The 25,783-nt window shown below is 41.3% G+C and carries 13 protein-coding genes, 2 tRNA genes and 2 pseudogenes; 6 read left to right on the top strand and 11 right to left on the bottom strand.

Translation table 11 applies throughout. The features are described 5' to 3' along the window. The first annotated feature begins 21 nt into the window (after positions 1-21). Together HXT28_RS02080 and HXT28_RS02075 are read left to right on the top strand one after the other, a co-directional pair. The gene (locus HXT28_RS02080; RefSeq protein WP_422113594.1) at positions 22-2,037 is read left to right on the top strand and encodes an FAD-binding protein; all 2,016 of its coding nucleotides are present in this window, start codon (positions 22-24) and stop codon (positions 2,035-2,037) included. 111 nt (positions 2,038-2,148) lie between these two features. After that, a tRNA-Leu gene (locus tag HXT28_RS02075) sits at positions 2,149-2,235 on the top strand. A 212-nt stretch (positions 2,236-2,447) separates the two neighbouring features. Here HXT28_RS02075 and HXT28_RS02070 read toward each other — a convergent pair. The 3 genes and pseudogenes from HXT28_RS02070 to guaA all read right to left on the bottom strand — a co-directional run bounded on the left by HXT28_RS02070 (position 2,448) and on the right by guaA (position 6,857). Then, positions 2,448-3,176, bottom strand: a complete 729-nt coding sequence (locus HXT28_RS02070) for a GntR family transcriptional regulator (protein ID WP_016637198.1) — start codon at positions 3,174-3,176, stop codon at positions 2,448-2,450. 212 nt (positions 3,177-3,388) lie between these two features. Next, positions 3,389-4,776 (bottom strand): annotated as a pseudogene (locus HXT28_RS02065) (PTS ascorbate transporter subunit IIC). A 518-nt stretch (positions 4,777-5,294) separates the two neighbouring features. Beyond that, the gene (gene guaA / locus HXT28_RS02060; RefSeq protein WP_422113593.1) at positions 5,295-6,857 is read right to left on the bottom strand and encodes a glutamine-hydrolyzing GMP synthase; all 1,563 of its coding nucleotides are present in this window, start codon (positions 6,855-6,857) and stop codon (positions 5,295-5,297) included. Positions 6,858-7,257: 400 nt separating this feature from the next. On the opposite strand from guaA, the gene HXT28_RS02055 reads away from it, so the two are divergent. The 3 genes from HXT28_RS02055 to HXT28_RS02045 all read left to right on the top strand — a co-directional run bounded on the left by HXT28_RS02055 (position 7,258) and on the right by HXT28_RS02045 (position 13,083). Further along, on the top strand, positions 7,258-9,735 hold the full coding sequence (locus tag HXT28_RS02055; protein WP_422113592.1) for a phosphoketolase: 2,478 nt from the start codon (positions 7,258-7,260) through the stop codon (positions 9,733-9,735). A gap of 238 nt (positions 9,736-9,973) precedes the next feature. After that, the gene (gene pta / locus HXT28_RS02050) at positions 9,974-11,680 is read left to right on the top strand and encodes a phosphate acetyltransferase (protein WP_032814192.1); all 1,707 of its coding nucleotides are present in this window, start codon (positions 9,974-9,976) and stop codon (positions 11,678-11,680) included. Positions 11,681-11,853: 173 nt separating this feature from the next. Further along, a complete protein-coding gene (locus HXT28_RS02045; RefSeq protein ID WP_032814189.1) occupies positions 11,854-13,083 on the top strand; it encodes an acetate/propionate family kinase in 1,230 nt (409 codons plus the stop codon). An 86-nt stretch (positions 13,084-13,169) separates the two neighbouring features. Here the strand turns inward: HXT28_RS02045 and aroA are convergent, their stop codons facing one another. The 5 genes and pseudogenes from aroA to HXT28_RS02020 all read right to left on the bottom strand — a co-directional run bounded on the left by aroA (position 13,170) and on the right by HXT28_RS02020 (position 18,265). Continuing rightward, complete coding sequence (aroA, locus tag HXT28_RS02040; RefSeq protein WP_230469601.1) at positions 13,170-14,528, bottom strand: 3-phosphoshikimate 1-carboxyvinyltransferase; 1,359 nt, start codon at positions 14,526-14,528, stop codon at positions 13,170-13,172. 98 nt (positions 14,529-14,626) lie between these two features. Next, positions 14,627-15,523 carry an energy-coupling factor transporter transmembrane component T family protein gene (locus tag HXT28_RS02035; protein WP_032814186.1) on the bottom strand — a complete coding sequence of 299 codons (897 nt, stop codon included), beginning with the start codon at positions 15,521-15,523 and terminating at the stop codon, positions 14,627-14,629. 2 nt (positions 15,524-15,525) lie between these two features. After that, positions 15,526-17,091, bottom strand: a pseudogene (locus HXT28_RS02030) (ABC transporter ATP-binding protein). 155 nt (positions 17,092-17,246) lie between these two features. Beyond that, positions 17,247-17,849: an ECF transporter S component gene (locus HXT28_RS02025; protein WP_016637188.1), complete on the bottom strand. Its 603-nt coding sequence runs from the start codon at positions 17,847-17,849 to the stop codon at positions 17,247-17,249. A gap of 342 nt (positions 17,850-18,191) precedes the next feature. Further along, positions 18,192-18,265: transfer RNA gene (locus HXT28_RS02020), tRNA-Pro, on the bottom strand. Between the two features lie 168 nt (positions 18,266-18,433). On the opposite strand from HXT28_RS02020, the gene HXT28_RS02015 reads away from it, so the two are divergent. Further along, positions 18,434-19,528, top strand: coding sequence for an ABC transporter permease (locus HXT28_RS02015; protein WP_422113591.1), 1,095 nt, complete (start codon positions 18,434-18,436; stop codon positions 19,526-19,528). 72 nt (positions 19,529-19,600) lie between these two features. Here the strand turns inward: HXT28_RS02015 and glgX are convergent, their stop codons facing one another. From glgX to polA, 3 genes are all read right to left on the bottom strand, one after another. After that, positions 19,601-21,730: a glycogen debranching protein GlgX gene (gene glgX / locus HXT28_RS02010; protein WP_422113590.1), complete on the bottom strand. Its 2,130-nt coding sequence runs from the start codon at positions 21,728-21,730 to the stop codon at positions 19,601-19,603. 89 nt (positions 21,731-21,819) lie between these two features. Next, on the bottom strand, positions 21,820-22,704 hold the full coding sequence (locus HXT28_RS02005; RefSeq protein WP_422113589.1) for a Nif3-like dinuclear metal center hexameric protein: 885 nt from the start codon (positions 22,702-22,704) through the stop codon (positions 21,820-21,822). Between the two features lie 19 nt (positions 22,705-22,723). Next, complete coding sequence (gene polA / locus HXT28_RS02000) at positions 22,724-25,774, bottom strand: DNA polymerase I (RefSeq protein ID WP_422113588.1); 3,051 nt, start codon at positions 25,772-25,774, stop codon at positions 22,724-22,726. Positions 25,775-25,783: the final 9 nt, after the last annotated feature.

The raw sequence follows: 25,783 nt of genomic DNA, 5'->3' as shown, positions 1-25,783 counted from the left end.
TAGTTATGAGAAAATAAAAGTATGCAATCAGAAATTAACGAGTCTACACAAAAGAACACTCCTCCATCATTAAACGCCCCATCGCCAGAAAAAAACATTCTTCAAAATTCAACAACAAGAAATGAACATTATGATGCAATTATTATCGGCGCAGGAGCTGCAGGGCTTTCAGCAGCACTAGGATTAGTCCAATCTACTGAATATTTGGAAATGAAGAAGCATGGCAAGACACCATCACTTTTAGTAATTTCTAAAATACCTGCATTGCGATCACATACAGGCTCTGCAGAAGGTGGTATCGCTGCCAGTTTAGGTAATATTGAAAATGATACTTGGCAGTGGCATTACTATGACACTGTTCACGGAGGAGATTGGCTAAGCGACCAAGATGCGGCTAAACTTCTTGCAAAAGAAGCACCACAAACGATTATTGAACTTGAACATAATGGTGTCGCGTTTTCTCGCACACAAGATGGGCATATTAACCAGCGTCGTTTTGGCGGGCATACTGCACATTTTGGCAAACAACCAGTTCCACGAGCAGCTTTTGCTGCAGATCGCATAGGGCACCAAATTTTATACAGTTTGTGGCAACAATGCGTTGCTGAACACATTACGTTTGCTGAAGATTGTTATATAACAGATATTGCCATCAATCATGCTGATCAAACAATTGAAGGCATACTCGCTTTTGATCTCACTACAGGCAAATTACGCAAAATGTGCACTCGCACAGTTCTCATCGCTACAGGTGGAGCAGGAAGACTTTTCGCTACTACATCCAATTCATGGGATTTAACAGGCGATGGCATGACATTAGCGTTAAAAGCAGGATTACAACTTGAAGATTGTGAGTTTATACAATTCCATCCGACAGGTCTTGCACACACAGGCATATTGCTGTCGGAGGCTGCACGCTCTGAAGGCGGTGTATTAAGAAATGCACAGGGTGTTGCATTTATGAAAAATTATGATGCAATGCATGCAGACTTAGCACCTCGAGATATTGTATCGCGTGCAATAGCGCAAGAAATTCGTGAAAATCGAGGCGTACCCGATCCAACGAATACACAACAACAAGATTCATTGCACGATTGCGTATGGCTTGATATGACACATATCAGTAACAGGCATATGCACGAGGTTTTGCCACAAGTTGTAGAAACCATTGAACAATATGCTCATCTCGATCCAACTCATGATTTTATTCCTATTCGACCCACTGCTCATTACACTATGGGGGGCATACCTATCACACTCAACGGAGAAGTGTACCAGTGGCATCATAACACTCAACATATTGTTCATGGATTATATGCTGCTGGAGAATGCTCATGCGTCGGCGTACACGGAGCCAATCGCTTAGGAGGAAATTCATTACTTGATGCCTGTCTTTTCGGAAAACGTGCAGGGATCAGCATGATTAAAGCTTTGATGGATATTAATAATCACAATAGCGGTAATACCACAAACACGAATAACAATGCTGTGCTAGAGCATTTGTATCAACAACGCAAGAGCGAAATACATCAATTTATAGAACCGAACATGTTAGCACAGGTGAATAATGGTACGACTGATACTAGCAACAGTCATACTGCAACACCACTCAAAGACGATGATAATCCATATGCCTTATTTACATTGTTAGGGCAAATTATGGAAGATGCAGTCGCAATATCCTGTAATAAACAATCGATTGTTAATGCACTACGCAGTATACAAACTTCAATTATTCCCCGTATGCATGTACTACATCCTCACAGCAAAAACTTAGTTTTTAATCAAGAACTTATCGCAATATGGGAAATTCAACATATGGTGACACTAGCACAAGTTGTATTACAAGCTTCATTATCTCGCCATGAATCACGGGGATCGTTCTTCAGACAAGATTATCCAAATCATGACACTACACAATTACCACAACATTCTTTTGCTGATATTGAAGGCAATATAGAGCAAAAAACAGTACATATCGTTGATTTTCAACCGGATAGCAAAGGAAATTTTAAAGTTCACAACAACGTAATATGAAGAAACGAACCATTAGCACATAAATATCGCCAAAAAACGATAATTTTTTCAACACGCCGAAGCAAAGAGCGCGAAAAGGTGTTATAGTCTTATCTGTTGCCTAAAGCACCTGTCCGGGTGGCGGAATGGTAGACGCGCTAGCTTGAGGTGCTAGTGCCTATTTGTACAGGCGTGCGGGTTCAAGTCCCGCTCCGGACACGAACAAGTCTTGCTGAGAAATCAGCAAGACTTTTTTGTTTTGTAAAACCAAATTTGCAAGAAAACAAAACGCAAACCCGCAAAATATAGCGTAAGAAAAAATAGCGCAGCAAGAAGCTACGCTATATTACAAATAAGTACTACAAATCATGCACAACTTGCGCAGATTGTAAATTAATTATTATTACTTGCTAAATATTAATAATTATTCATTAATCGTTACCGTGCAAATGGAAAGTAATCTCACCAGAATTTGGCGTATATATAGCAGCACCAAAAGCAATAATCGCACCAAACTTATCTTTTACTGTTGATTTAGCTGCAATTGCAGGAGTGCCATCTTCAAGATTAAGTATTATAGCAAGTCTGCCACACAGTTTTTCAACATAAACTGACACTTCGCTTTCAACAAGCTCAACAGCATATGCTTTATTCAAGAAATCAGATAAAGATTCCTCTGAAAAATCATGAGTCAACACCTTTGGAAAACGCGAAGCAGGTAAATACAGAACGCTGTAGCGTGAAAGCACACCGTCTACATATCGTAAACGCTTTAGGCAAATAAGCTCATCCGTTGGCTTTAAGCCTAATTGCGCAGCAGCATCTTCATCATGAACAACATCATTTTCTAAAACTTTTATTGTAATAACAGAGTCGCTTGAATACCTTTGCTCGTAAAAACCTTGCGCACGATCCGAAATAAACACTTTATTACGACTATTAATAATTTCAGGCGCACGGAATGTTCCTCTACCCTGCTCACGCACTAACAAGCCTTCTGCAATAAGTGTGTCTACAGCATGCCTCAACGTAATGCGACTAACGTTGTACTGCTTGCACAATTCAATTTCGGGAGGCAATTGTTCGTTTGCTTCCATAGAATCAATGCGAGCGCGAAGATTATCTCGCACAGCAATGTATTTAGGAACACCTTCGACCATTATCACTCTCCCCTAGCTAAACGATAACATGAAAAGCCGTTGATACTAGTTTGTGTAAAACACAGCGTAGTAACAACGGCTCATGCAAAACTAATAACTCTGTTATCCTACCAGTCATACAATAAAATGTACAAATAAATAAGAAATGAGTAAAAAATTTTTAATTTTTATATGTCTACACAATTATTTAGTTGTGTTTTTATTTTCCTTACTTATTTTATTTCTTCAACTTTTTCAAAATTATTAGAATCGCGTTTATTCATAAATATTGAGACAGAGTAGAACAATATTAGCGCAATAAGTACTACAGAAATTAGAACAGTACGGCCGCCAACAATATTTACGTAACCAAGTATTACGCCAAATACGCCATAATCCGCATCAGAATATGTAGAATTTGCGCTTCCCAAATCGCCAAGCACTGGCAAAAGGAACAACGGAAGGAAAGTAATAAAAAGACCATTAATAAATGATGCAGTCAAGCAACCACGTATTCCACCTTGACCATTACCGAATACTCCTGCAGCACCACCAGCCATGAAATGCGCAACAATTCCAGGAATAATAATTGTCGTTCCCAAAATCGCCATAAGCGTCATTCCAAGCAAACCGCCAAAGAAACTAGCTAAGAAACCAATAAGAACAGCATTAGGAGCAAAGCCAAAAGTCATTGGTGCATCTAAAGCAGGACGAGCATTTTTAACAAGCTTTTCCGATATTCCCTTAAAAGCTGGAACAATTTCGTCAAGAACAATCTGCACGCCTGCAAGAATAATATAAACACCTGCAGCAAAAGTTGCAGCCTTCAACATAACGAAAACAATGGAGTTTTGACCATTAGATAAATGTGTTTCGACATACGAAGATCCAGCAAAAAGTGCCACTACTATATAAATAACAGTCATAGAAAGCGTGATAAGAACTGTTGTATCACGCAAGAATCCCAATGCTGCTGGGAATTTAATATCCTCAGTTGACTTAGAAGGACGCTTTTTTGAAGCAGTAATTTTTGCAATTAACGCACCTAAAGCAACACCAGTACCAGCAGGATGGCCTAAAGCAACATCATCTTTGCCTGAAGCTTTTTCATAAACGGCTGCACCAGTGCTGGAGAAATTGTTGTAAACAATCCTTGAGCAATTGCGCCCCATAAAAGAACTTCCCACATGCTAAATCCTGCAACATTAAATATAACTGCAAGCATACTTGCCATATAGAAAGCTACGTGACCCGTTAAATATATAAATTTAAAACGAGAAGTAATAGAAAGAATAATATTAACAATCATTCCAAAGAAGAAAATAAGCGCAGATTCAGAGCCATACTTCAATAAAACAGTTCCAATAATTGCTTCATTATTCGGAACTACGCCTTGCACATGAAATGCGTATTGGAACATTTTGCCAAATGGGTTCAAAGCTTCAGTAATAACTCCAGAACCAGCTGCTAAAACAAGAAAACCGACAAGAGTACGGATTGATCCTTGCAAAATATCCGAGAATCTCTTTCTTTGCACTGCAAGCCCAATAAAAGAAATAAGCGCAACTATAACAGATGGCTGTCTGAAAATATCGAGCAGTACAGACAGAATACCGTCCACGTAACTCTCCTTACCATATTAATCGATATAGTTTGAGCGGATTACGCAATTATTGGCGGCAAAATATCTTACAAACTTCGCAAACGATACCGTAGGCGAAACTATTCGAGATACACGATTAGTTTCGTAGCACAGTAAAACTACACTTACAAAATTCACGGTTCCGCAATGAAGCAAAGTAGTAAGAGCTACTACGAGCAGTAGTTTTTACACCCAGCCAACAACTACTGTTACAGCTCATACTGTTGTTTCATGTCAGATTCATTATATCTTTTAAGCATTATAAATAATTAAAATAACCTTATTTATTACTAAAATATTCATTAAATATCGATAAAATTCGAAAATTTACCTGTTTTTAGAAAATTCGACACACCGATATACAGAAAAAAGCACTCCATTTTCACGAAGTGCTTTATAAAAAACAGTAATTATTACAGTTTTTAATGAAAATAAGCATATGTTTTACTGTATAAACATATGCTTATATTTTAGTCGATAATTCTCATCAAAAACTGTCACTCCCACTCAATCGTGGCAGGTGGCTTAGAAGTTACGTCGAGCACAACGCGATTAATTTGACGGCATTCGTTTGTGATTCGAGTAGAAATCTTTGCCAACACATCGTAAGGAACGCGAGACCAATCAGCAGTCATAGCATCCTCAGAGCTTACTGGACGAAGTACAATCGGCGAACCATACGTACGCTCATCACCCTGAACACCAACAGAATGAACGTCAGCAAGCAATACAACTGGGCATTGCCAAATGTCACGATCCAATCCAGCTTTAGAAAGCTCTTCGCGCGCAATGGCGTCTGCTTCGCGAAGCACAGCTAAACGTTCACGAGTAATTTCGCCAACAATGCGAATACCTAAGCCAGGACCTGGGAAAGGCTGACGCCACACAATTTCGTCTGGAAGACCAAGCTCAGTACCAATAGCGCGAACTTCATCCTTAAACAGCGTGCGCAAAGGTTCAATAAGCTTAAACTTCAAATCCTTTGGCAAACCACCAACATTGTGATGCGACTTAATATTTGCAGCACCGTCACCGCCGCCAGATTCCACGACATCCGGGTAGAGAGTGCCCTGTACTAGGAATTTAACTTCTGCTCCAGTTTTACCAGCTTCTTCAATAACCTGACGCTGAGCTTTTTCAAAAGTGCGAATGAACTTTTCACCAATAATCTTGCGCTTACGCTCTGGTTCGCTTACACCTTTAAGCGCATCCAAGAAATCATCTTCAGCATCAACTGCGATTAGCTTAATGCCAGTAGCTTCAACAAAATCATGCTTAACCTGCTCAACTTCGCCTTTACGAAGAAGACCATGATCAACAAATACGCAAGTAAGCTGATCTCCAATTGCCTTATGTACCAACGCTGCAGCAACAGCGGAATCGACACCACCAGAAAGACCACAAATAACTTGCGCATCCCCAACTTCGGCGCGAATCTTCGCAACTTGATCTTCAATAATATTTGAAGGATTCCAATTATTTCCAAGACCTGCACATTCGTGCAAGAAAGTAGAAATAAGTTCCTGTCCTAACGGAGTGTGCTTCACTTCAGGATGCCATTGCACACCATAAAGTTTGCGACTTTCGTCTTGCATTGCAGCAACTGGAGCACCTTCGGTATGAGCCAGAACTGTAAAACCCTCTGGAGCGCGCTTAACAGCAACACCATGGCTCATCCAAGTATTTTGCTCAACAGGAGAATTAGCAAGTAAGCCCTCGGCATCGTCAATAGTGGCAGCAGTCTTACCATACTCACCAAGGGCAGCTTTATCTACATCCCCACCGAGTTCATGAGCCATTACTTGGAATCCGTAGCAAATACCGAGAACTGGTACACCTGCTTCAAAAATCTTTGGATCAATATCAGGAGCACCTGGTTCATATACAGAAGCTGGTCCTCCTGAAAGAATGATGGCTTGAGGATCCTTAGCAAGCATTTCATCAACTGGCATAGAGTGAGGAACAAGTTCTGAATACACGTTAGCTTCTCGCACTCGACGAGCAATAAGCTGAGCGTATTGAGCGCCAAAATCAACGACAAGCACTGGTCCTTTTGCCATGATTCTCCTTATATATAGGTTCTAATACGATTCAACTCATAATAGTGAAGCTTTGAGACGTTACATAGCTACAAAACGCCGAAATTGGGCATAAAAGTTACATTGATATTTTTATTGCAGTACAGAATGTTGATATATTTTTTGCACAAAAATAAAGCAGCGAAGCAAAAATGAACAATAAATATAACATAATCTATACAAATGGCTCATTTTTTACGCACATAATCACACATTTTTTCAACATAAATGCACGAAGAAGTAACCAAACGAACAAAAGTCAGACGCTGGCACTATAATGAAACGGATGGAAAAAGAGCTGTAATACATTTGTTTTCCAGACTCTATAACCAAATGGTAATGATCAAGTTGCACTGAAAAGTGCTTGAGTACAGGAGTACACATGACGAGTCCTGTTATTGGCACACCTTGGAAGAAGCTTAACGCTCCAGTTTCCGAGGCGGCTATCGAAGGCGTAGACAAGTACTGGCGCGTTGCCAACTATCTTGCAATTGGCCAAATTTATCTTCGTAGCAACCCTCTAATGAAGGAGCCGTTCACTCGCGAAGATGTTAAGCATCGTCTGGTGGGCCACTGGGGCACCACCCCAGGCCTGAACTTCCTTATCGGCCACATCAACCGCTTCATCGCTGATCACCAGCAGAACACCGTGATTATCATGGGTCCAGGCCACGGCGGCCCAGCTGGTACTGCTCAGTCCTACCTCGACGGTACTTACACTGAGTACTATCCAAAGATTACAAAGGACGAAGCTGGTTTGCAGAAGTTCTTCCGTCAGTTCTCTTATCCAGGCGGCATTCCTTCTCACTTCGCTCCTGAGACACCAGGTTCCATCCACGAAGGTGGCGAGCTTGGTTATGCACTTTCCCACGCTTACGGCGCTGTTATGAACAACCCAAGCTTGTTCGTTCCAGCAATCGTCGGCGATGGTGAAGCTGAAACTGGTCCTTTGGCCACCGGTTGGCAGTCCAACAAGCTTGTGAACCCACGTACCGACGGTATCGTTCTTCCAATCTTGCACTTGAATGGCTATAAGATTGCTAACCCAACTATCCTTTCCCGTATTTCTGACGAAGAGCTTCATGAGTTCTTCCACGGCATGGGCTACGAGCCATACGAGTTCGTTGCTGGCTTCGACGATGAGGATCACATGTCCATCCACCGTCGCTTCGCCGACATGTTCGAAACTATCTTCGATGAGATTTGCGATATTAAGGCTGAGGCTCAGACTAACGATGTAACTCGCCCTTACTACCCAATGATTATCTTCCGCACTCCAAAGGGTTGGACCTGCCCGAAGTTCATCGACGGCAAGAAGACCGAAGGTTCTTGGCGTGCACACCAGGTGCCACTGGCATCTGCTCGCGACACCGAAGCTCACTTCGAGGTTTTGAAGAACTGGATGAAGTCCTACAGGCCTGAAGAGCTCTTCGATGAAAAGGGCGCTGTGAAGGAAGACGTTCTTTCCTTCATGCCAAAGGGCGAACTCCGTATTGGTGAGAATCCAAACGCCAACGGCGGTCGTATTCGTGAAGACTTGAAGCTTCCAAAGCTTGAGGATTACGAAGTCAAGGAAGTTAAGGAATTCGGTCACGGCTGGGGTCAGCTCGAAGCTACCCGTCGTCTTGGTGTCTACACTCGTGACATCATCAAGAACAACCCAGATTCCTTCCGTATCTTCGGACCAGATGAGACTGCTTCCAACCGTTTGCAGGCTGCTTATGAAGTAACCAACAAGCAGTGGGATGCTGGCTACCTTTCTGGCTTAGTCGATGAGCACATGGCTGTTACCGGCCAGGTCACCGAGCAGCTTTCCGAGCATCAGATGGAAGGCTTCATTGAGGGTTACTTGCTCACCGGTCGTCACGGCATCTGGAGCTCCTACGAGTCCTTCGTACACGTTATCGACTCCATGTTGAACCAGCACGCAAAGTGGCTTGAGGCTACCGTTCGTGAGATCCCATGGCGTAAGCCAATCTCCTCTGTGAACTTGTTGGTATCCTCTCACGTATGGCGTCAGGATCACAACGGCTTCTCGCACCAGGATCCAGGCGTAACCTCCGTGCTCTTGAACAAGACCTTCAACAACGATCACGTAATCGGCATCTACTTCCCAGTAGATTCCAACATGTTGCTTGCTGTTGCTGAAAAGGCTTACAAGTCCACCAACATGATTAACGCTATCTTCGCTGGTAAGCAGCCAGCTGCTACTTGGTTGACTCTTGACGAAGCTCGCGAAGAGCTCGAGAAGGGTGCTGCTGAGTGGAAGTGGGCTTCCAACGCTAAGAACAATGACGAAGTTCAGGTTGTTCTCGCTGGTGTTGGCGATGTTCCACAGCAGGAATTGATGGCTGCTGCCGACAAGTTGAACAAGCTTGGCGTTAAGTTCAAGGTTGTTAACGTTGTTGACTTGCTCAAGTTGCAGTCCGCTAAGGAAAACAACGAAGCTTTGACTGACGAAGAGTTCACTGATCTCTTCACTGCTGACAAGCCAGTCCTCTTCGCTTACCACTCCTATGCACATGACGTTCGCGGCTTGATTTACGATCGTCCAAACCACGACAACTTCAACGTCCATGGCTACAAGGAGCAGGGCTCCACCACCACGCCATACGACATGGTTCGCGTGAACGACATGGATCGTTACGAGCTTACCGCTGAAGCTTTGCGCATGGTTGATGCCGCTAAGTATGCCGACGAAATCAAGAAGCTCGAGGACTTCCGCCTCGAAGCCTTCCAGTATGCAGTCGACAAGGGTCTTGATCACCCAGACTACACCGATTGGGTATGGCCAGGCGTTAAGACCGACAAGCCAGGCGCTGTCACCGCTACCGCTGCAACCGCTGGCGATAACGAGTAGTTTTAAGCTCTTAAAGCTAAAACTGGTTAGCTAAATTTCGGGAGTCAATCGAAAGGTTGGCTCCCTTTTTGTATGCTAAGTAACAAAATTAATCTACTATAAATTCCTCTTGCGTGCGTGTATACCACTAAAAAGCCGTACAATGGAACAAGTTTGTTCATATCGTAGAGTCAACACTGTTTGCGCATATAATATGAACCGCATAACGGAACACGAAAAGTATCAAAGGAGAGCAATCGTGTCACACATCAATGTAACGATTATTGGCAATGAGGATATGGCTGGGCGCAATGTTGTAGCTCTTGGCGTAACAAAAGCATTAGTTAATCATTACCGCACTACTATTTTTCGACCTTCAGCGCAACTCAATGACGATTTTACTAACGATCTTCTGCACATTACTAACACGCCAACCACAGTAGAACAAGTTATATCAAAAACTCCTACAACAATTTTATCGCATAAAGAAACAGCCCGAGGAGATATTGTTGCAAGATACCATGAAGTATTAGCAACCACTAACGCTCAGGCTTCAGTTATAATTGCAAGCGACGCAACACCAATTTATGACCCAGACTTATTTACTTTTGACGCAACTATTGCCGCAGATTTAGCTTCGCCTGTACTACTTGTTGTTTCCGCAGAAGATAGAAATTCGCAACAAATATTACAAACTATTGATGCTGCAAACGCATGCATTATGAAAGCTTGCACGCAAGTTCTAGGAGTATTTGTTACGAATTGTGATGAAATGCTTGGAGCTCAATTAGTACGCGATTATACATCTAGAAATTATGCAAATTCGATTGAGCAAGAATCAAGAGTAAGTCAAACTCCATTATGGGTGTTACCTCCATTTTCAGGAGAAAGCGAAGAATATACTTCAGAAATATTTGAAAAATATGTTCGTGAAGATGACATATTAAACGCTCTTCGTCAGCCTCATAAAAAACCGGTAACTCCCTACGCTTTCCAATACAGCCTGCTAGGAAAAGCAAAAGCAAATAAAAAAACCATCGTACTTCCAGAAGGCGAAGAAGATCGTATTTTGAAAGCAGCAGACTATCTGCTTGAACGAGACATTGTAAATATTATTATTGTTGGAGAACGTGACACTATTCTTGCACGAGCAGAAGAATTAAATCTTAACTCTCTTACCAAAGCTAATTTCCAATCTATGCACGATGAGGCAATGCTTAACCATATGGTTAGCAAATTATGCGAATTAAGAGCCAAAAAAGGCATGACAGAAAAACAGGCACGCGAGCAACTTGCGGACGCCAGCTATTTTGGCACCATGCTTGTTGTACTTGGACAGGCTGATGGTCTTGTTTCTGGTTCTATAAATTCAACAGCAAATACTGTACGCCCAGCATTACAAGTAATTAAAACGAAGCCCGGTTCTAAATTGGTTTCTGGCGCTTTCCTCATGTGTTTCAAAGACCATGTAGCCGTGTTTGCAGATTGTGCTATTAATCCAAATCCAAACGCTGAACAATTAGCTGACATTGCTATTCAATCTGCAGACACTGCAAAAGCTTTCGGTATTGAGCCAAAAGTTGGAATGCTCTCCTACTCTACACTTGGATCAGGCAAGGGGCCAGATGTCGATATGGTAGAAGAAGCAACTCGCATTGTAAAAGAAAAAGCCCCTAATTTAGCAATTGTTGGTTCTATTCAATTTGATGCAGCATGGTCACCTACAGTCGCTGCAGCAAAGGCAAAAAACAACTCAATAGCTGGTCATGTAAACGTGTTTGTGTTTCCTGACCTATGCGCTGGAAATATTGCATATAAAGCTGTTCAACGTTCCAGCGGAGCATTAGCAGTTGGTCCTATTCTCCAAGGGCTTAATAAGCCTGTTAATGATTTGTCTCGCGGTGCATTAGTACAAGACATTATTAATACTGTGGCTTTAACTGCATTAGAAGCTCAACAGGAGTAACATTACAACATACAAAAAATTAAGAAAATTATTGCAAAATAAGCGTTTAAGCATCCTTCATATTGTTAGTAGTTCCTACAATGCGAAATAACTCTCCGTATTGTAGGAACTTAAAGGTAGACTGAGATACGGCAATTTATAGGCCTTATCAGTACTTTATGGAGGATGCCCACATGGCAAAGACCGTTCTTGTTATCAATTCTGGTTCCAGTTCGATTAAGTATCAGCTCGTTGACTTGGAAAGCGGTGAAGGTATCGCTTCCGGCATCGTTGAGAAGATTGGTGAACCAGTTGATGGTCACTACAAGCACGTATTCAATGGCGAAAAGCATGAGTTTGATGAGCCAGTTCACGATCACGAGCAAGGTTTGAAGCGTGTACTCGGATTCTTTGAGGAATATGGTCCAAAGCTTTCTGAATCCGGCATTGTGGCCGTTGGTCACCGCGTTGTGCAGGGTGGCTTGACTTTCCCTAAGCCTGCACTAGTCAACGCGAAAACAATTAATAAGGTGAAAGATTTGGCAGTTTTGGCTCCACTTCACAATGGTCCAGAAGCTGTTGGCGCTGAAGTCATGACCGAACTTTTGCCAGACGTTCCACAAATTATGGTATTCGATTCTTCGTTCTTCCATGATTTGCCACAGGTCGCAGCAACTTATGCTTTGAATAAGGAAATCGCAGACCGCTACCATATTCGCCGCTATGGCGCTCATGGTACTTCTCACGAATACATTGGTTCCGTAGTTCCACAAGTTGTCGGTAAGCCTGCAGAAGGTTTGAAGCAGATTGTTTTGCACATTGGTAATGGCGCTTCTGCTTCTGCTCAGATTTCTGGTAAGCCTGTTGAAACTTCCATGGGCTTAACTCCACTCGAAGGCTTGATGATGGGCGGTCGTACTGGCGACATTGACCCAGCGGTAGTATTCCACTTGATCCGTAACGCTCATATGAATGTGGATGAACTTGATACACTCTTCAACAAGCGTTCTGGCATGATGGGTATGACTGGTCACGGCGATTTGCGTGATATTCATAAGCTTATTGCTGAAGGTGACAAGAACGCTGAGCTTGCTCTCGGCGTATACGTACATCGTATTGTTAGCTACATTGGCAACTACACTGCTCAAATGGGTGGCGTTGACGTAATCACCTTCACAGCAGGCGTTGGCGAAAACGACGAAATCGTGCGCGCTCGTGTATGCGAAAAACTTGAGCCATTCGGCGTTAAGCTCGATAAGGAAAAGAATTTGGTTCGTTCTAAGGAACCACGCATTATTTCCACTCCAGACAGCTCTGTGATTATTGCTGTGATTCCAACGAATGAAGAGTTGGCAATTGCACGCAAGGCTGCAGCTATTGCTGAAGCTGGAGAGGATACCTACGGCAACAAGTTTGAGCACTAAATATTTTATTCCGTGCTGCTAAACAAATCTAAATAAGAAATTCCCGGGCAGGTTACCTGTCCGGGAATTTCTTATAATCATTGAAATCATTGAGAAATCATATTAACCCACATACCTGGAAAATCAGGAATCGTTTTGCGAGTTGTAGCAATGTTTTTGACGCGTATATTTTCTATACGCAATCCAAGCATTGCAGCAAACGTCGCCATGCGGTGATCCGCATAACTTTCCATCACTTCCCCATGCATATTCCTATGAGGTTCAATACGAATACCATCCTCAAGTTCTTGCGCACCAATACCAACGCGCTGCAATTGAGCAACTAACGCTTCCAAACGATTAGTTTCATGACCCCTTAAATGAGCTATACCATGCAATTCACTTATTCCATCTGCAAACGCGAGAATAGCAGCAATACTCGGGGCAATCTCACCTGCTTTACTTAAATCAAGCGAAGGAATTGCACGAATACTACCATTCGCACTAACAGAAAGCGTACCAGAACCACTATTTGCAGTATTTTCTTTAAAAGTAACAACAGCACCCATCTGCTCAAGTATTCCTGGCAATAATCCACCAGGCTGCGTTGTGTTCTTAGGCCAGTTTGGAATCCTAACTGTGCCACCAGAAATCAAAGCTGCACCTAAAAATGGCGCTGCATTCGACAAATCCGGCTCAACAACTACAGCATTTGGTAAAACCAATTGCGATTCCCTAACAGTCCAACTACTAGGCTTGTGCATTTGTACAATGCCACCAGCTTTTTGCACATCATCAATTGTCATTAAAATATGTGGCATACTCGGTAAAGTTTTGCCAACATGATTAAGATTTAATCCTCCAGGTATTCGTGAAGCAATGAGCAATAATGCTGAAATGAATTGTGAAGAAGCAGAAGAATCAATGCGAATAATATTTTCTACATTGCGATTTTTAAGTTCTACTAAATGAGGCGGAGTAATCGTATACGGCAAAAATCCAACCTCACCATGGTACGTAACTTTTGCACCAAGCTGCTCTAAGGCATCAAGAATTGGCTTCATCGGACGAGCATACGCTTGCTCATCTCCATCAAAAAGTACTGGCTTATCTGCAAACAAGGTCAAAGCGGCCACAAAACGCATTACAGTTCCAGCTAAACCGCAATTTATAACTGCATCAGAGGTCACATAAAATACACCATCTTCATTTGGTTCAACTCGAACTACTGTGCCGTCATTATGAAGAGATACGCAGGTAACACCAAAAACCTTGAGCGCCTCTATCATTAGTTCCGTATCCCTAGAACGTAACAAGCCTTGCAACACAACAGGTTTTTTCGACAGTGCTGCAAGAATCAAATACCGATTAGATAATGATTTACTTCCTGGAATATTCACTGTTGCATTCAGAGGCGTATTGCATAACGGAGCTTGCCAAGGGTCAGCACAACTATAAGAATTCATTATTCCACTCATATTATGAATATTATCTATGAATATGTACGCATCATAATTTTCAAGACGCTTTACATGATATTTTATTACCATTCATTACAGTAAATTTACATATGAATGAACGCATTATGCCAATATCCTGTTCGTATTGAAGCATATAAAGCAATAGTAGGAACAGCAATGCAAATTACATAAAATATCCAATCGTATGCTGTTAACTTCGATTTTCTTGCTGGAACACGTTTAATACTACTTCCAAAAGCTCTAGCTTCCATAGCGGTAGCAAGTTTAGTGCCCCTGCGAATAGATAACACAAGCAAACCAAAAGACTGCGAAAGCATGCGTTGTAACGCTTTACCATCCGATATACCACGAGACCTACGAGCTAAACCAAAAGCACGCCAATCATTCTGTAATAGACTAAACATTCTCAACCCAGCTAATGCTCCGTACACAAAACGTGGAGAAAAATGCAGAATCTGCACTAAACCGTCTGCTAAATCAGTTGGATCTAATCCAATGGCCAATATCACACCTGGAACCGCTACAGCAGCAACGCGAACAAATGTACAGATTGCCAAATATAACGAACCTTGACTTATATGCATCCAACCAAACTGAAATATCTCACTTCCAGAACTTTTACCATATAAAAGCACCGATATAAAACTACCAGAAGCAGCAATCCAAACTGGCCACGTATGGCGTAAAACATACCAAGGAGTTACTCCAGCAATTGCCAATAACAGCATATCTAAACCGAATGCAATAGAAGCAGAAACAATATCTAATGTAACAAACATAGGCAAGCAAAGTAATAACGCTCCAATAAAACGGCTTATTGGATTGAGCTTACGAATCAACCAAGACGGTGAAACTAGACGCTCACTTTCTAAACGTTGAGAAGATGGAGTTACATCAATGTGTGAAACTTTTAATAAATTTTCAAAGTTCTCAATTTGCATACTGCTATATGATACCTCTGCACTACTAGTTTTATTCACTTCTACTCATTCCTTTCATTGTAGTTATGAGCAGAGTCTGTGACTTTTTCATACTCAACTCGTATTACTCTGGCATCTAAAGACTTTACAAGCTCATCATCATGAGTAACCACGATCACTGCTGAGCCACTATCTCGTATTTATGCAATAAGTTCCACCATCGCTGTCCAAGTTTTAAAATCTTGTCCAAAAGTAGGCTCATCCATAATGACAACACGTGGAGCAGCAGCTAAAAGCGTAGCTACAGAAAGTCTACGTTTTTCTCCTCCAGATAAGGTATAAGGATTAGCAAGAGCAAAACGCTTTAAATTCATACGTTCAAGCATGTTATCGGCAATATCGTAAGATTCCTTTTCGCTTTTTCCTTGCTTTTTAGGTCCTACAGCAACTTCGTCTCTCACAGATGATGTTATAAATTGGTGTTCTGGCTCTTGAAACACCATGCCAACTCGACCTAATAATTCTTGACTTTTCCACGTAAAAAGATTATTCTTTCGTCGCTTCGGCACGTACTTGTTCATCATGCATACGCAGCCGTCAATCGGTTTTAATAAGCCTGCAAGTGTTAACGCTAACGTAGTTTTACCAGCACCATTAGGCCCCATTAAAGCTGCTACTTCGCCAAAACGAAAAGCTACATTAACATGTTCAGCTAGTGGTAGAGTTCTTCCAAAAGAGCAATCATTGGTATAAAGTGCAACAGATTTTTCCATATCCTTCATTACGCTATCACAATGTTGAGGAGCAAAAGATTTCACTGTTCTTCCTGGAACCCAAGCACCACTTTCTGCAAGCATATCACCATATTTTGCAAAAACCTCCTCAGGTTTACCATCTGCGATAACACAACCCGCATTTGCACTATTATTATCTTCATTTTTCCCAACAACAATAACTCTATCAATCAAATCCAGCCAAACATCAATATGATGTTCAACTACAATCATCGTAGAACCTGTTTTTTTAAGAATATTCGCTACTGCATCATGCACTTGCTGAACACCTTCAGGATCGAGATTAGCTGTAGGCTCATCTAAAAGTAGTAATCCAGGGTGCATTGCAAGCACTCCTGCTAAAGCAAGACGTTGCCTTTGACCTCCCGATAAAGATTGTGTTGAACGTCTAAGACCCTGACTTCCTTGAGTAATATCGTCTAATCCAACAGCTTTTAATGAAAGCTGCACACGATTCCAAGTCTCTTCAGTAGCAATTCCAAGATTCTCACTTCCAAAAGCTACATCATCACCTATTCTCTCAAGAATAATTTGAGAATCTGGATCTTGCATAACAAGTCCAACTTGCCCGCGAGCATCCCTAGCATGAACACCACCGATGAGAAGACTACCTTCTTCCATGCCTTCTGTTTCATCGCCTAATACACCTGCTAAACCTGCCATAAATGTGCTTTTCCCAGCGCCAGAAGCGCCTAAAAGCAGCACATGCTCACCAGGCTTAATATCAATATTCACATTCCTTAACACAAAATCTTTGCGTGTTGCGTGCCTCCAACCCCAGTTTTGAGCAACTACACTCGCTGGAGTCCACTCAGTTTTATCCACAAATTGCATACCAACAAACTTTCATTGCATAGCATAATTTAAAAAAATCAAAATATGAAATAAATACAATAATAAGAGCATCATATGAGTAAACTATCGTGTTTTTGTCATTTTGACATGAAACACGATAGTTTATAAATTGCAATAAATATTCCAGATATAACTCACACTAATGCCTGAGGGCGGCCTGACTCAAAACGATCAAGCACACCCGTTGCAGCTAACGCCTTTTGAACAAGCCACACGACAACGCCTGCAACAATGAAACCAGAGATAATAGAAGTAATGAGATTTGCAACAATATACTGAGTATTCCAGCCTTGGCCGCCACTAGTCCAATTGTAGATAAAGCAAGCTACGCCTGCCAATGAGCCAGATATTACAGTGGAAAGCAAATTCCATGACTTGTACATAAACAAGATGAAGGCAAGTTCTGCACCAATGCCTTGAATGATACCAACAATCAAGGATCCGCCAACGCCCCACTGATTTCCTAACATAAGTTCTACAAACGCACCAAGCGTTTCAGCAAATAATGCAGCACCAGGCTTACGTACGATTATTGCAGCTAAAGGTCCAGCAAAAAGCCAAAAACCATTAGATAAACCTTCAGCACCAGGCAACAGGCTTGCAAAAAGATTAGTAGGAGCTGCACACACAATATCCCAAGCCCAGAATAATACGCCAGATGCAACAGCAATAATAGCAGCAATTACGATATCTAGAATACGCCAGCGATTAGAATGTTCAATTGAAACATTAGTCATAGTAAAGTGCCTTTCTTCAATATTGAAAGATTTGGGCACGGGAAAAGAGCGACATCCGTTGCTAATATTACTTAGCACACGTTCAATCGGTCGAAGCTTTCGCTTCCTCTCAGCCAAACGGCTCCCGAGTCAAAATATTTATAATCACAGTATAAGAATGTAATGCAATGCTGCAGCACAAACTTACGCTTATAAGAGTACACATAGACTGCTTTTTTGTATAGTAAATATTTAAATACAATTGTACAATTTTATTAAAAAGTGCGTTGAAAACGAGCAACAGAACGTCTCACAAGCGAGCTGAAAAAAATAAAACCCGGAAAACAATCCGGGTTTCAAAAGTCGGGGTGACAGGATTCGAACCTGCGACATCCTGCTCCCAAAGCAGGCGCGCTACCAAACTGCGCTACACCCCGAGGCTTTCAAACTACTTAGTAGCTCCAAGCACAATCAAATACAATAGCGCACTTTGCCGACAAAAGCAAATTTACGACACACCTAGCGTGTCCAATTTTCAAAACATGATTGACTTGAGCACCACCAGTTACAATAGAAAGTATTCTATTCATAAAGGAATTAATATTATGGGACGTTTCCAGCGAACTGAGGCAATGGGGTTAATAGCATTTCTTATATGCGCAGCATTCGGAATGGTTATTATGTCTACATACATGTTGGTTATGCCAGCATTTTGGCAAATTAGTCAAAGACTTTTTCTTACATCCTCAGGAATTGTGGCGTTGTGCAGTATTGGCGCTTTTATTATTGGTTACCTGCGCACTAATAAAAAATTTACTGGACACCATCTCATTCGTATAGCAAAACATACATTTGAACTTACTGCGCTTTCTATCATTTATGGCGCAACAATGTTTCTTATGTCTTTTGCATTACTTTCTATTATTAACAGCATTATCGGCAGAGCCGCAATGAACAATTATTTGCCAGTATTATGCTCGGCATTATCCGGAATTGTTGGTTACGCAACACTCATTCAAGCTGAACTTCTTGAGGCTAAAACAGTAGCTTCCTTACTTCCACTTTTCGTTATTTCAGGCGCCGCTACTGCAGGTCTTACTACCGACGACCCCTATTGGTATAACAATAATTTTTCTCAGCTCGGTGATCGCACCACATTCGCAGCCAGCATGTTTAACGCAACGCTTGTACTATCTGGAATTTGCATTATTATAACGAGCTACTTTGCTGTTACAGAATTTGTTGCAACTCAGCGTGAAATATTACAACATAACAATGAGGAGCGCACGCATCATTTCAAAACTCGCACAACCATTATGGCTACTTTGCTTATTTTAGGCGGTATTGCTTTTATTGGCATAGGAACTTTCCGTTATACTCCTCATCCTTTTCTTCATGACTTGTGTGCTAGAGGCGTAACTGGATTAATTTGCACCATGCTTATATGTTTGCCTTGGTTAGCTCCTCGCCTTTCTCGCACATTCTATGTAGCTTCTGATTTAGCTGTTGTTCTTACAGCTTGGGCTGGAAATCAGTGGATGCACGGTCACAATACTCTTACTAATGTTGAAGCATTATCTTGCCTGCTATTTCTAGGATGGATTATTGTTTTTTCAAGACAGGTTGCAGCTATGCAAACAGATCGTATGCAATCAAAAATTAATCAAGCTATTATAGCAAATAGCAGCGCAGGAAACTAAATTCCTACGCTGCTTTAATCGTATAAAATTATAAAATTATTTGCGATTAAATTATTTTTATTCGACTCTTATTTAATGTTCTGGCTTATGCTCGCTCATAAGTAGCAAGAAGCTGCGAGATTGAGCCACAATATTAAATCCAGCCTCATATAAAAGCTCAGGACCTTTTGGATTATAGGTGTCTACAATCAGCTTCCACTTTTCACCATAACGCTTGTCTGGCAATGTAAAAGTAATTGGTTCATAATGAGCGTTAAATATAAGAATAAAGTCATTATCGATCATTCTTGTTCCATACCAGTCTGTTTCTGGAATGTCAGAACCATTCAAATAAATCATCACAGAAAGCGCGTGAGTATTTGACCAGTCTTCCATGTCCATAACAGTTCCGTTATGATCAAGCCATTCTACTTGTGGAATATCACAAACATCATCATTGTTTGAACGTCCAGTAAAGAAGCGACGACGATGCAAAACAGGGTGATGAAGACGCAAATGAATAAGTTTAGAAACGAAATCAAACATATCACGTTGAGTTTCGTTATAATCCCAGCTCATCCAAGAAATAGGATTATCTTGACAGTAAGCATTATTATTGCCATGCTGCGTACGCATTACTTCGTCGCCTGCGCAAATCATAGGAATACCCTGACTCATAAGCAATGTTGAGAACAGGTTACGTATTTGCCTCTCTCGCAGTTCATTCACATCGTGAATACTGGTAGGACCTTCTACGCCACAATTCCAAGAACGGTTGTCGTTTGCACCGTCGTTATTTCCTTCTTTATTTGCTTCATTATGTTTTTCGTTATAGCTTACTAAATCATTCATAGTAAAGCCGTCATGAGCTGTAATGAAATTCACAGATGCAACAGGCTTACGACCATTCTGCTCATACAAATCAGAACTTCCCATAAGCCTACTTGCAAATTCAGGCAAAGTCGACGGCTGTGAACGCCAAAAATCACGTACACAATCACGATAACGCCCATTCCATTCAGACCAGCTTGGAGGGAATCCACCTACTTGATAGCCACCAACACCGATATCCCAAGGTTCAGCAATAAGCTTTACGCTAGAGATAATAGGGTCTTGCTCAATAATGTCAAAGAATGCAGAGAGCTTATCTACTTCTTGGAATTGACGAGCAAGCGTTGCAGCTAAGTCAAAGCGGAAGCCATCAACGTGCATTTCAGTCACCCAATAACGCAAACTATCAGTAATTAAACGCAAAGCCTTTGGCGAGCGCATAAGAAGTGAATTACCAGTGCCAGTAGTGTCAAAATAATGACGCTGATCATTGTCTACAAGACGATAGTAGGCACGATTGTCAATACCACGGAAACTTAACGTTGGTCCCCTATCGTTACCTTCGGCCGTGTGGTTATAAACTACATCAAGAATAACTTCCATACCAGCTGCATGGTACGCCTTCACCATTGACTTAAACTCATTAACTTGCTCACCACGCTGACCAGAACTTGAGTAAGAATTTTGTGGAGCGAAGAAACCGATGGTATTGTAGCCCCAATAATTACTCAATCCCTTATTTTGCAAGAATGAATCGTTTACAAACTGATGGATTGGCATAAGCTCAATTGCTGTAACACCAAGCTTTTTTAAATAGGAGATAACGCTTGGATGCGCAAGACCAGCGTAAGTGCCGCGAATATCTGCAGGAACACGTTTATCGAGATTAGTCATGCCACGAACATGCGCTTCGTAGATAACAGAATCATGATATGGAATCATAGGATGCTGATCATTACCCCAATCAAAATATGGGTTAATAACAGCAGCTTTCATTGTGTGAGCTGCAGAATCTAAAGTATTCATTGCAGAAATATCATCCGGATTAGCAAACCAATACGAGAATAAGCTTTCATCACCGTCAATATTGCCTTCTATTGCTTTCGCATACGGATCTAGCAACAATTTGTGCGGGTTACACCACAAGCCGTGAGATGGATCATAAGGGCCATGAACACGGTAACCATAACGCTGACCAGGCTGAATTCCTGACACATAGTTATGCCAAACGTATGAGTTCTGTTCAGTCATGTCAATACGTGTTTCATGATCGTTTTCATCAAACAAGCATAATTCAACGCGCCTTGCAACTTCGGAAAACAGCGCAAAATTCACGCCGGCACCATCATAATTGGCACCAAGCGGATACATGGAACCTGGTCTTATATGCATACTTATAAGTATCTCATATATTTGCTCAGTTTTCACGCTATGTTGCTGATATTTGAAAAAAGCTTAAAATTTATAGTTTCTTTGACAATTTAATTAATCACATAATTCCATGGATCACAGGAATCAGGTAGCCAAGTAACTTCAGGAAGTTCACCAGAAATTTGAGTAACTGCATGTGCAATATCACTTATAGCATAGTTAAACCATAATGATTCAATAGCACTGTGAGGAGTGTTAATAAGCATTGGATAAACTTTTTTCTCACAATCAGGATTAATCTTGCTGCGTAATTGCGATTCATATAATGCTTGCTCAAAAGCATCTGTAGCGGGATGATGGCGTAAATCACTTGTAACATATACATCCGCTTGAGACTCTCGAACAGCATCAAATAAGCTATCCCCAGATCCAGGTAAAACTGCTACTGTTTTCACTAAAGCATCCAGATTACCAGCGACTTGTATTCCAAGTTGTGTGCGAGGAAGAACATCGAATACACGTTGTGAAAAATCACGTAAAGACATTGATGTATCTAATGCTCCAACACGACCCAAGCCAACAGGATGCTGAGCACTATCACTTTGACCAGTTGAAACTAGAGGACGAAGATTACGCAAACCAAAAGCATCCGCAGCAGCATGGGCAACACCGCGCCACGCAACATCAGCATTAGTATGCCCAACCCACAAACCACAGTGATGAGTCATCAAACGCTGCACAATTTCACCACGCACTCCTCTACCGGATACATCATGCACTGCCTTGAAGAATAATGGGTGATGCGTAACCAATAAATCAGCACCCATGTCTATTGCATGAGTCACTGTACTTAGCTTAGGATCACAAACACACACAATACGTCGAACAGGTGCTAATAAATCACCAACAATAAGACCTGGAGCATCCCAATCTTCAGCATATTCAAGAGGATACAGCTTTTCTAAAGCTTGTACTGCTTCATATAATCTTGTCATACGATTCCTTGCTCGTAGATTAATGGGCAGCCAGTTGCCAATCAGCGCCAACACCAGTTGACACATTAAGTGGAACATCTAAATGAACAGCATGCTCCATGGCTTGACGTACTATATTTTCCACTTCTTCCTGTTCACCATGCGCAATTTCTAAAATCAATTCATCATGAATTTGTAAAATTACACGACTCATCAATCGAGCTTCACGCAACCCATGATCAACACGAAGCATAGCAAGTTTCATAATATCTGCTGCAGTTCCTTGAATTGGAGCGTTTAAAGCACCACGCTCTGCAGCTTCACGCGCAACACGATTATTTGAAACAAGTTGTGGAAAATATCGACGCCGACCAAACATAGTTTCCGTATAGCCAAGCTTTTTAGCTTCAAAAACCAAAGATTCCAAATAATCGTGCACGTTACCAAATGTATCAAAATATTTTCGTTTTAACACTTCAGCTGCAGCCGGAGAAATCGAAAGCTGCTTAGCTAAACCATAAGTACTTAAACCATATGCTAAACCGTAGCTCATTGCTTTTACGTGTGATCGCTGATCATTACTGACTTGCTCTACAGGAATTTGATACACCAAACTAGCTACATATTTATGAAAATCAGCACCCGAACAAAATGCTTTAATAAGTGTCTTATCATGCGAAGCGTGAGCCATAATACGCAGTTCAACCTGCGAATAATCGCAGCTCATTAAAGATTCAAAGCCTGCTCCTGGAATAAAAGCGGCACGAATTTCACGACCTGCAGCATTGCGGTTAGGAATGTTTTGCAAATTTGGATCTGCAGAACTTAAACGACCTGTTGCTGCAATTGTTTGTTCAAAAGTAGTATGGATACGCTGATCATCATAATGAGCTGCATCAATCAAACTTTGTACAATCTGTTTTAACTTATTTGTTTCACGATGCTTCAACAGTGCACCCAAAAACTGACTTGCAGGTTCTTCAGGATCCAATTTTGCATACATTGCTTGTAAAGCTTCAGCATTAGTAGTATATGAGCCATTTTTCGTGCGACGTGTTGGCTTAAGACCAAAATGTTCAAAAATTATTTCCTGCAGTTGCTTAGGGCTTTGCAAATTAATATGCTTACCTGCCACTTGCCAAGCCATATTTTGTGCAAACTCAGCGTCTGAAGAGAATTGGCGTAGCATACCATTTAAACGTTGCATATCAACCGCAGCGCCAACATCTTCTAATGCACGCAAAACGCGAGAAATAGGCATTTCTAAATCAACCATTAAGCCTGTTTGCTTTCTCGCATCCAAAATTGGAGCAAATTGTTGAGCTAAAAGACGCGTAATCGCCACGTTCCTTAACATTCTTGTTTCATTGCGTTGCGTTTCTTCTACAGCCACTTGCTTTTCAGAAGAAGTTACAAGATCGTCGAGCAGGAGTTCAAGCTCACCTTGCTTAGCTTCTTCATTACTCGCATTTTCTTCACTACTTGGAATATCTAAATAGTGTTCTGCCATCATTTCAAGTGTTTCTGCGCGAAAATCAGGCTCTAACAAGTAGGATGCTAAACGCGTATCAAGTAGCGGCATGACATTACGTTCACTCTTTGCATCAAGCAATTTCAGAGACTCTAATAAACCCAAATGTTTCTTATAATCATGCAAAACTATGTTAGAAGCATATTGCTGCAAAAACTCACGCAATAAATTCTGTAAGATTGATTCTTCAGACAGTAAATCTACCGCATATACTAATGCAGCATGATTATTAACAAGCATTATTACGCAATCAGCTTGCAAACCAAAATGATGTTTAGATTGATGCCCAGCCTCATGCGCGTATAGCACTAACTCATTATTTTTTTCTATGCAATCAGCACATTGACGTGAATTATTTATATAATTCTCAGAGTCAACATTGCTTGATGCTTTCTTAGAATCTTTTACATCGTGTTGTGTTGTTTCTAGTAAATAAGAACTTACGCAACGTCTCCATTCAAGCCAATCTTCTACTGTTCGCACATGATGCATGTGTATACTTTCTAAAGTTGTTTGAAAATCTTCAGCATCATTACTCAATTGGTTATTTTGTTGTACAGCATCATAATTTTCAGCATTCTCATGAGTAGCAGAAAGCATAATACGCATAGCATTTTCAATAGACTGCCGCGTTCCACGACTAAATGTTTTAAGAATTTTACGCTTTTTTAATTCACCAAATTCAAGTTGAGATAGCAAGACACCTAGTTGTTGAGCATTAACTTCACCAAAGCTTAAATCGTCAATGTTTACGCCAAGATCTAAATCACGAACTAAAGCATTAACTTTTCGATTCAAACGAACTTGATCAATATGTTCACGTAACGCCTCACCTTTTTTACCAGTAATTTCGTCAGCATGAGCAATAATATCTTCTAAACTACCAAATTGATTAATCCACTTAGCAGCATACCCGTCACCGACGCCTGGGACACCCGGGATGTTATCAGCTGTTTCCCCTCTCAATGCAGCTAAATCAGGATACTGTTGTGGTGTAACACGATACTTTTCAAAAACTGCTGCTGCATCCATTGCTTTTAAATCTTTAAAATGCTGCCCTGGATACAACACTGTAATATGCTCATCGATAAGTTGAAATGCGTCACGATCACCTGAAAGCACCAAAGTGCGGTACCCAGCATTAGCACCCATAGTTGCTAAAGTGCCGATAACATCATCTCCCTCATAACCAGGCTTCTCAATATACGTAACGCCAAGAGCACGAAGCATTTGCTGAATAAGTGGAAGCTGCGAAAGCAACTCTTGAGGAGCAGCATCACGCGTACCCTTATATTGCGGCAACATAGTATTTCTAAAAGTACCGCCTTTAACATCAAAAGCAATAGCTAAACGATCAGGATGCTCTTTTTTTACCACTTGCGAAAGCATAGTGATAAAGCCCCAAACAGAATTCGTTGCTTGCCCAGAGGATGTAGAAAAATTATCTGCAGAAATTGCAAAAAAAGCACGGAACGCAAGAGAATGGCCATCAACGACCAACAACGTTCCTTTCTCATTCTCAAGTTGCGAAGAATGTTCTTCAACGATGTTGGCGTTCACTGTTGACTA

The organism is Gardnerella washingtoni (assembly GCF_049262705.1).
Taxonomy (GTDB): domain Bacteria; phylum Actinomycetota; class Actinomycetes; order Actinomycetales; family Bifidobacteriaceae; genus Bifidobacterium; species Bifidobacterium vaginale_D.
Note: the sequence above shows the minus strand (reverse complement) of the source record. Positions and strands in the feature narration are given on the sequence as shown.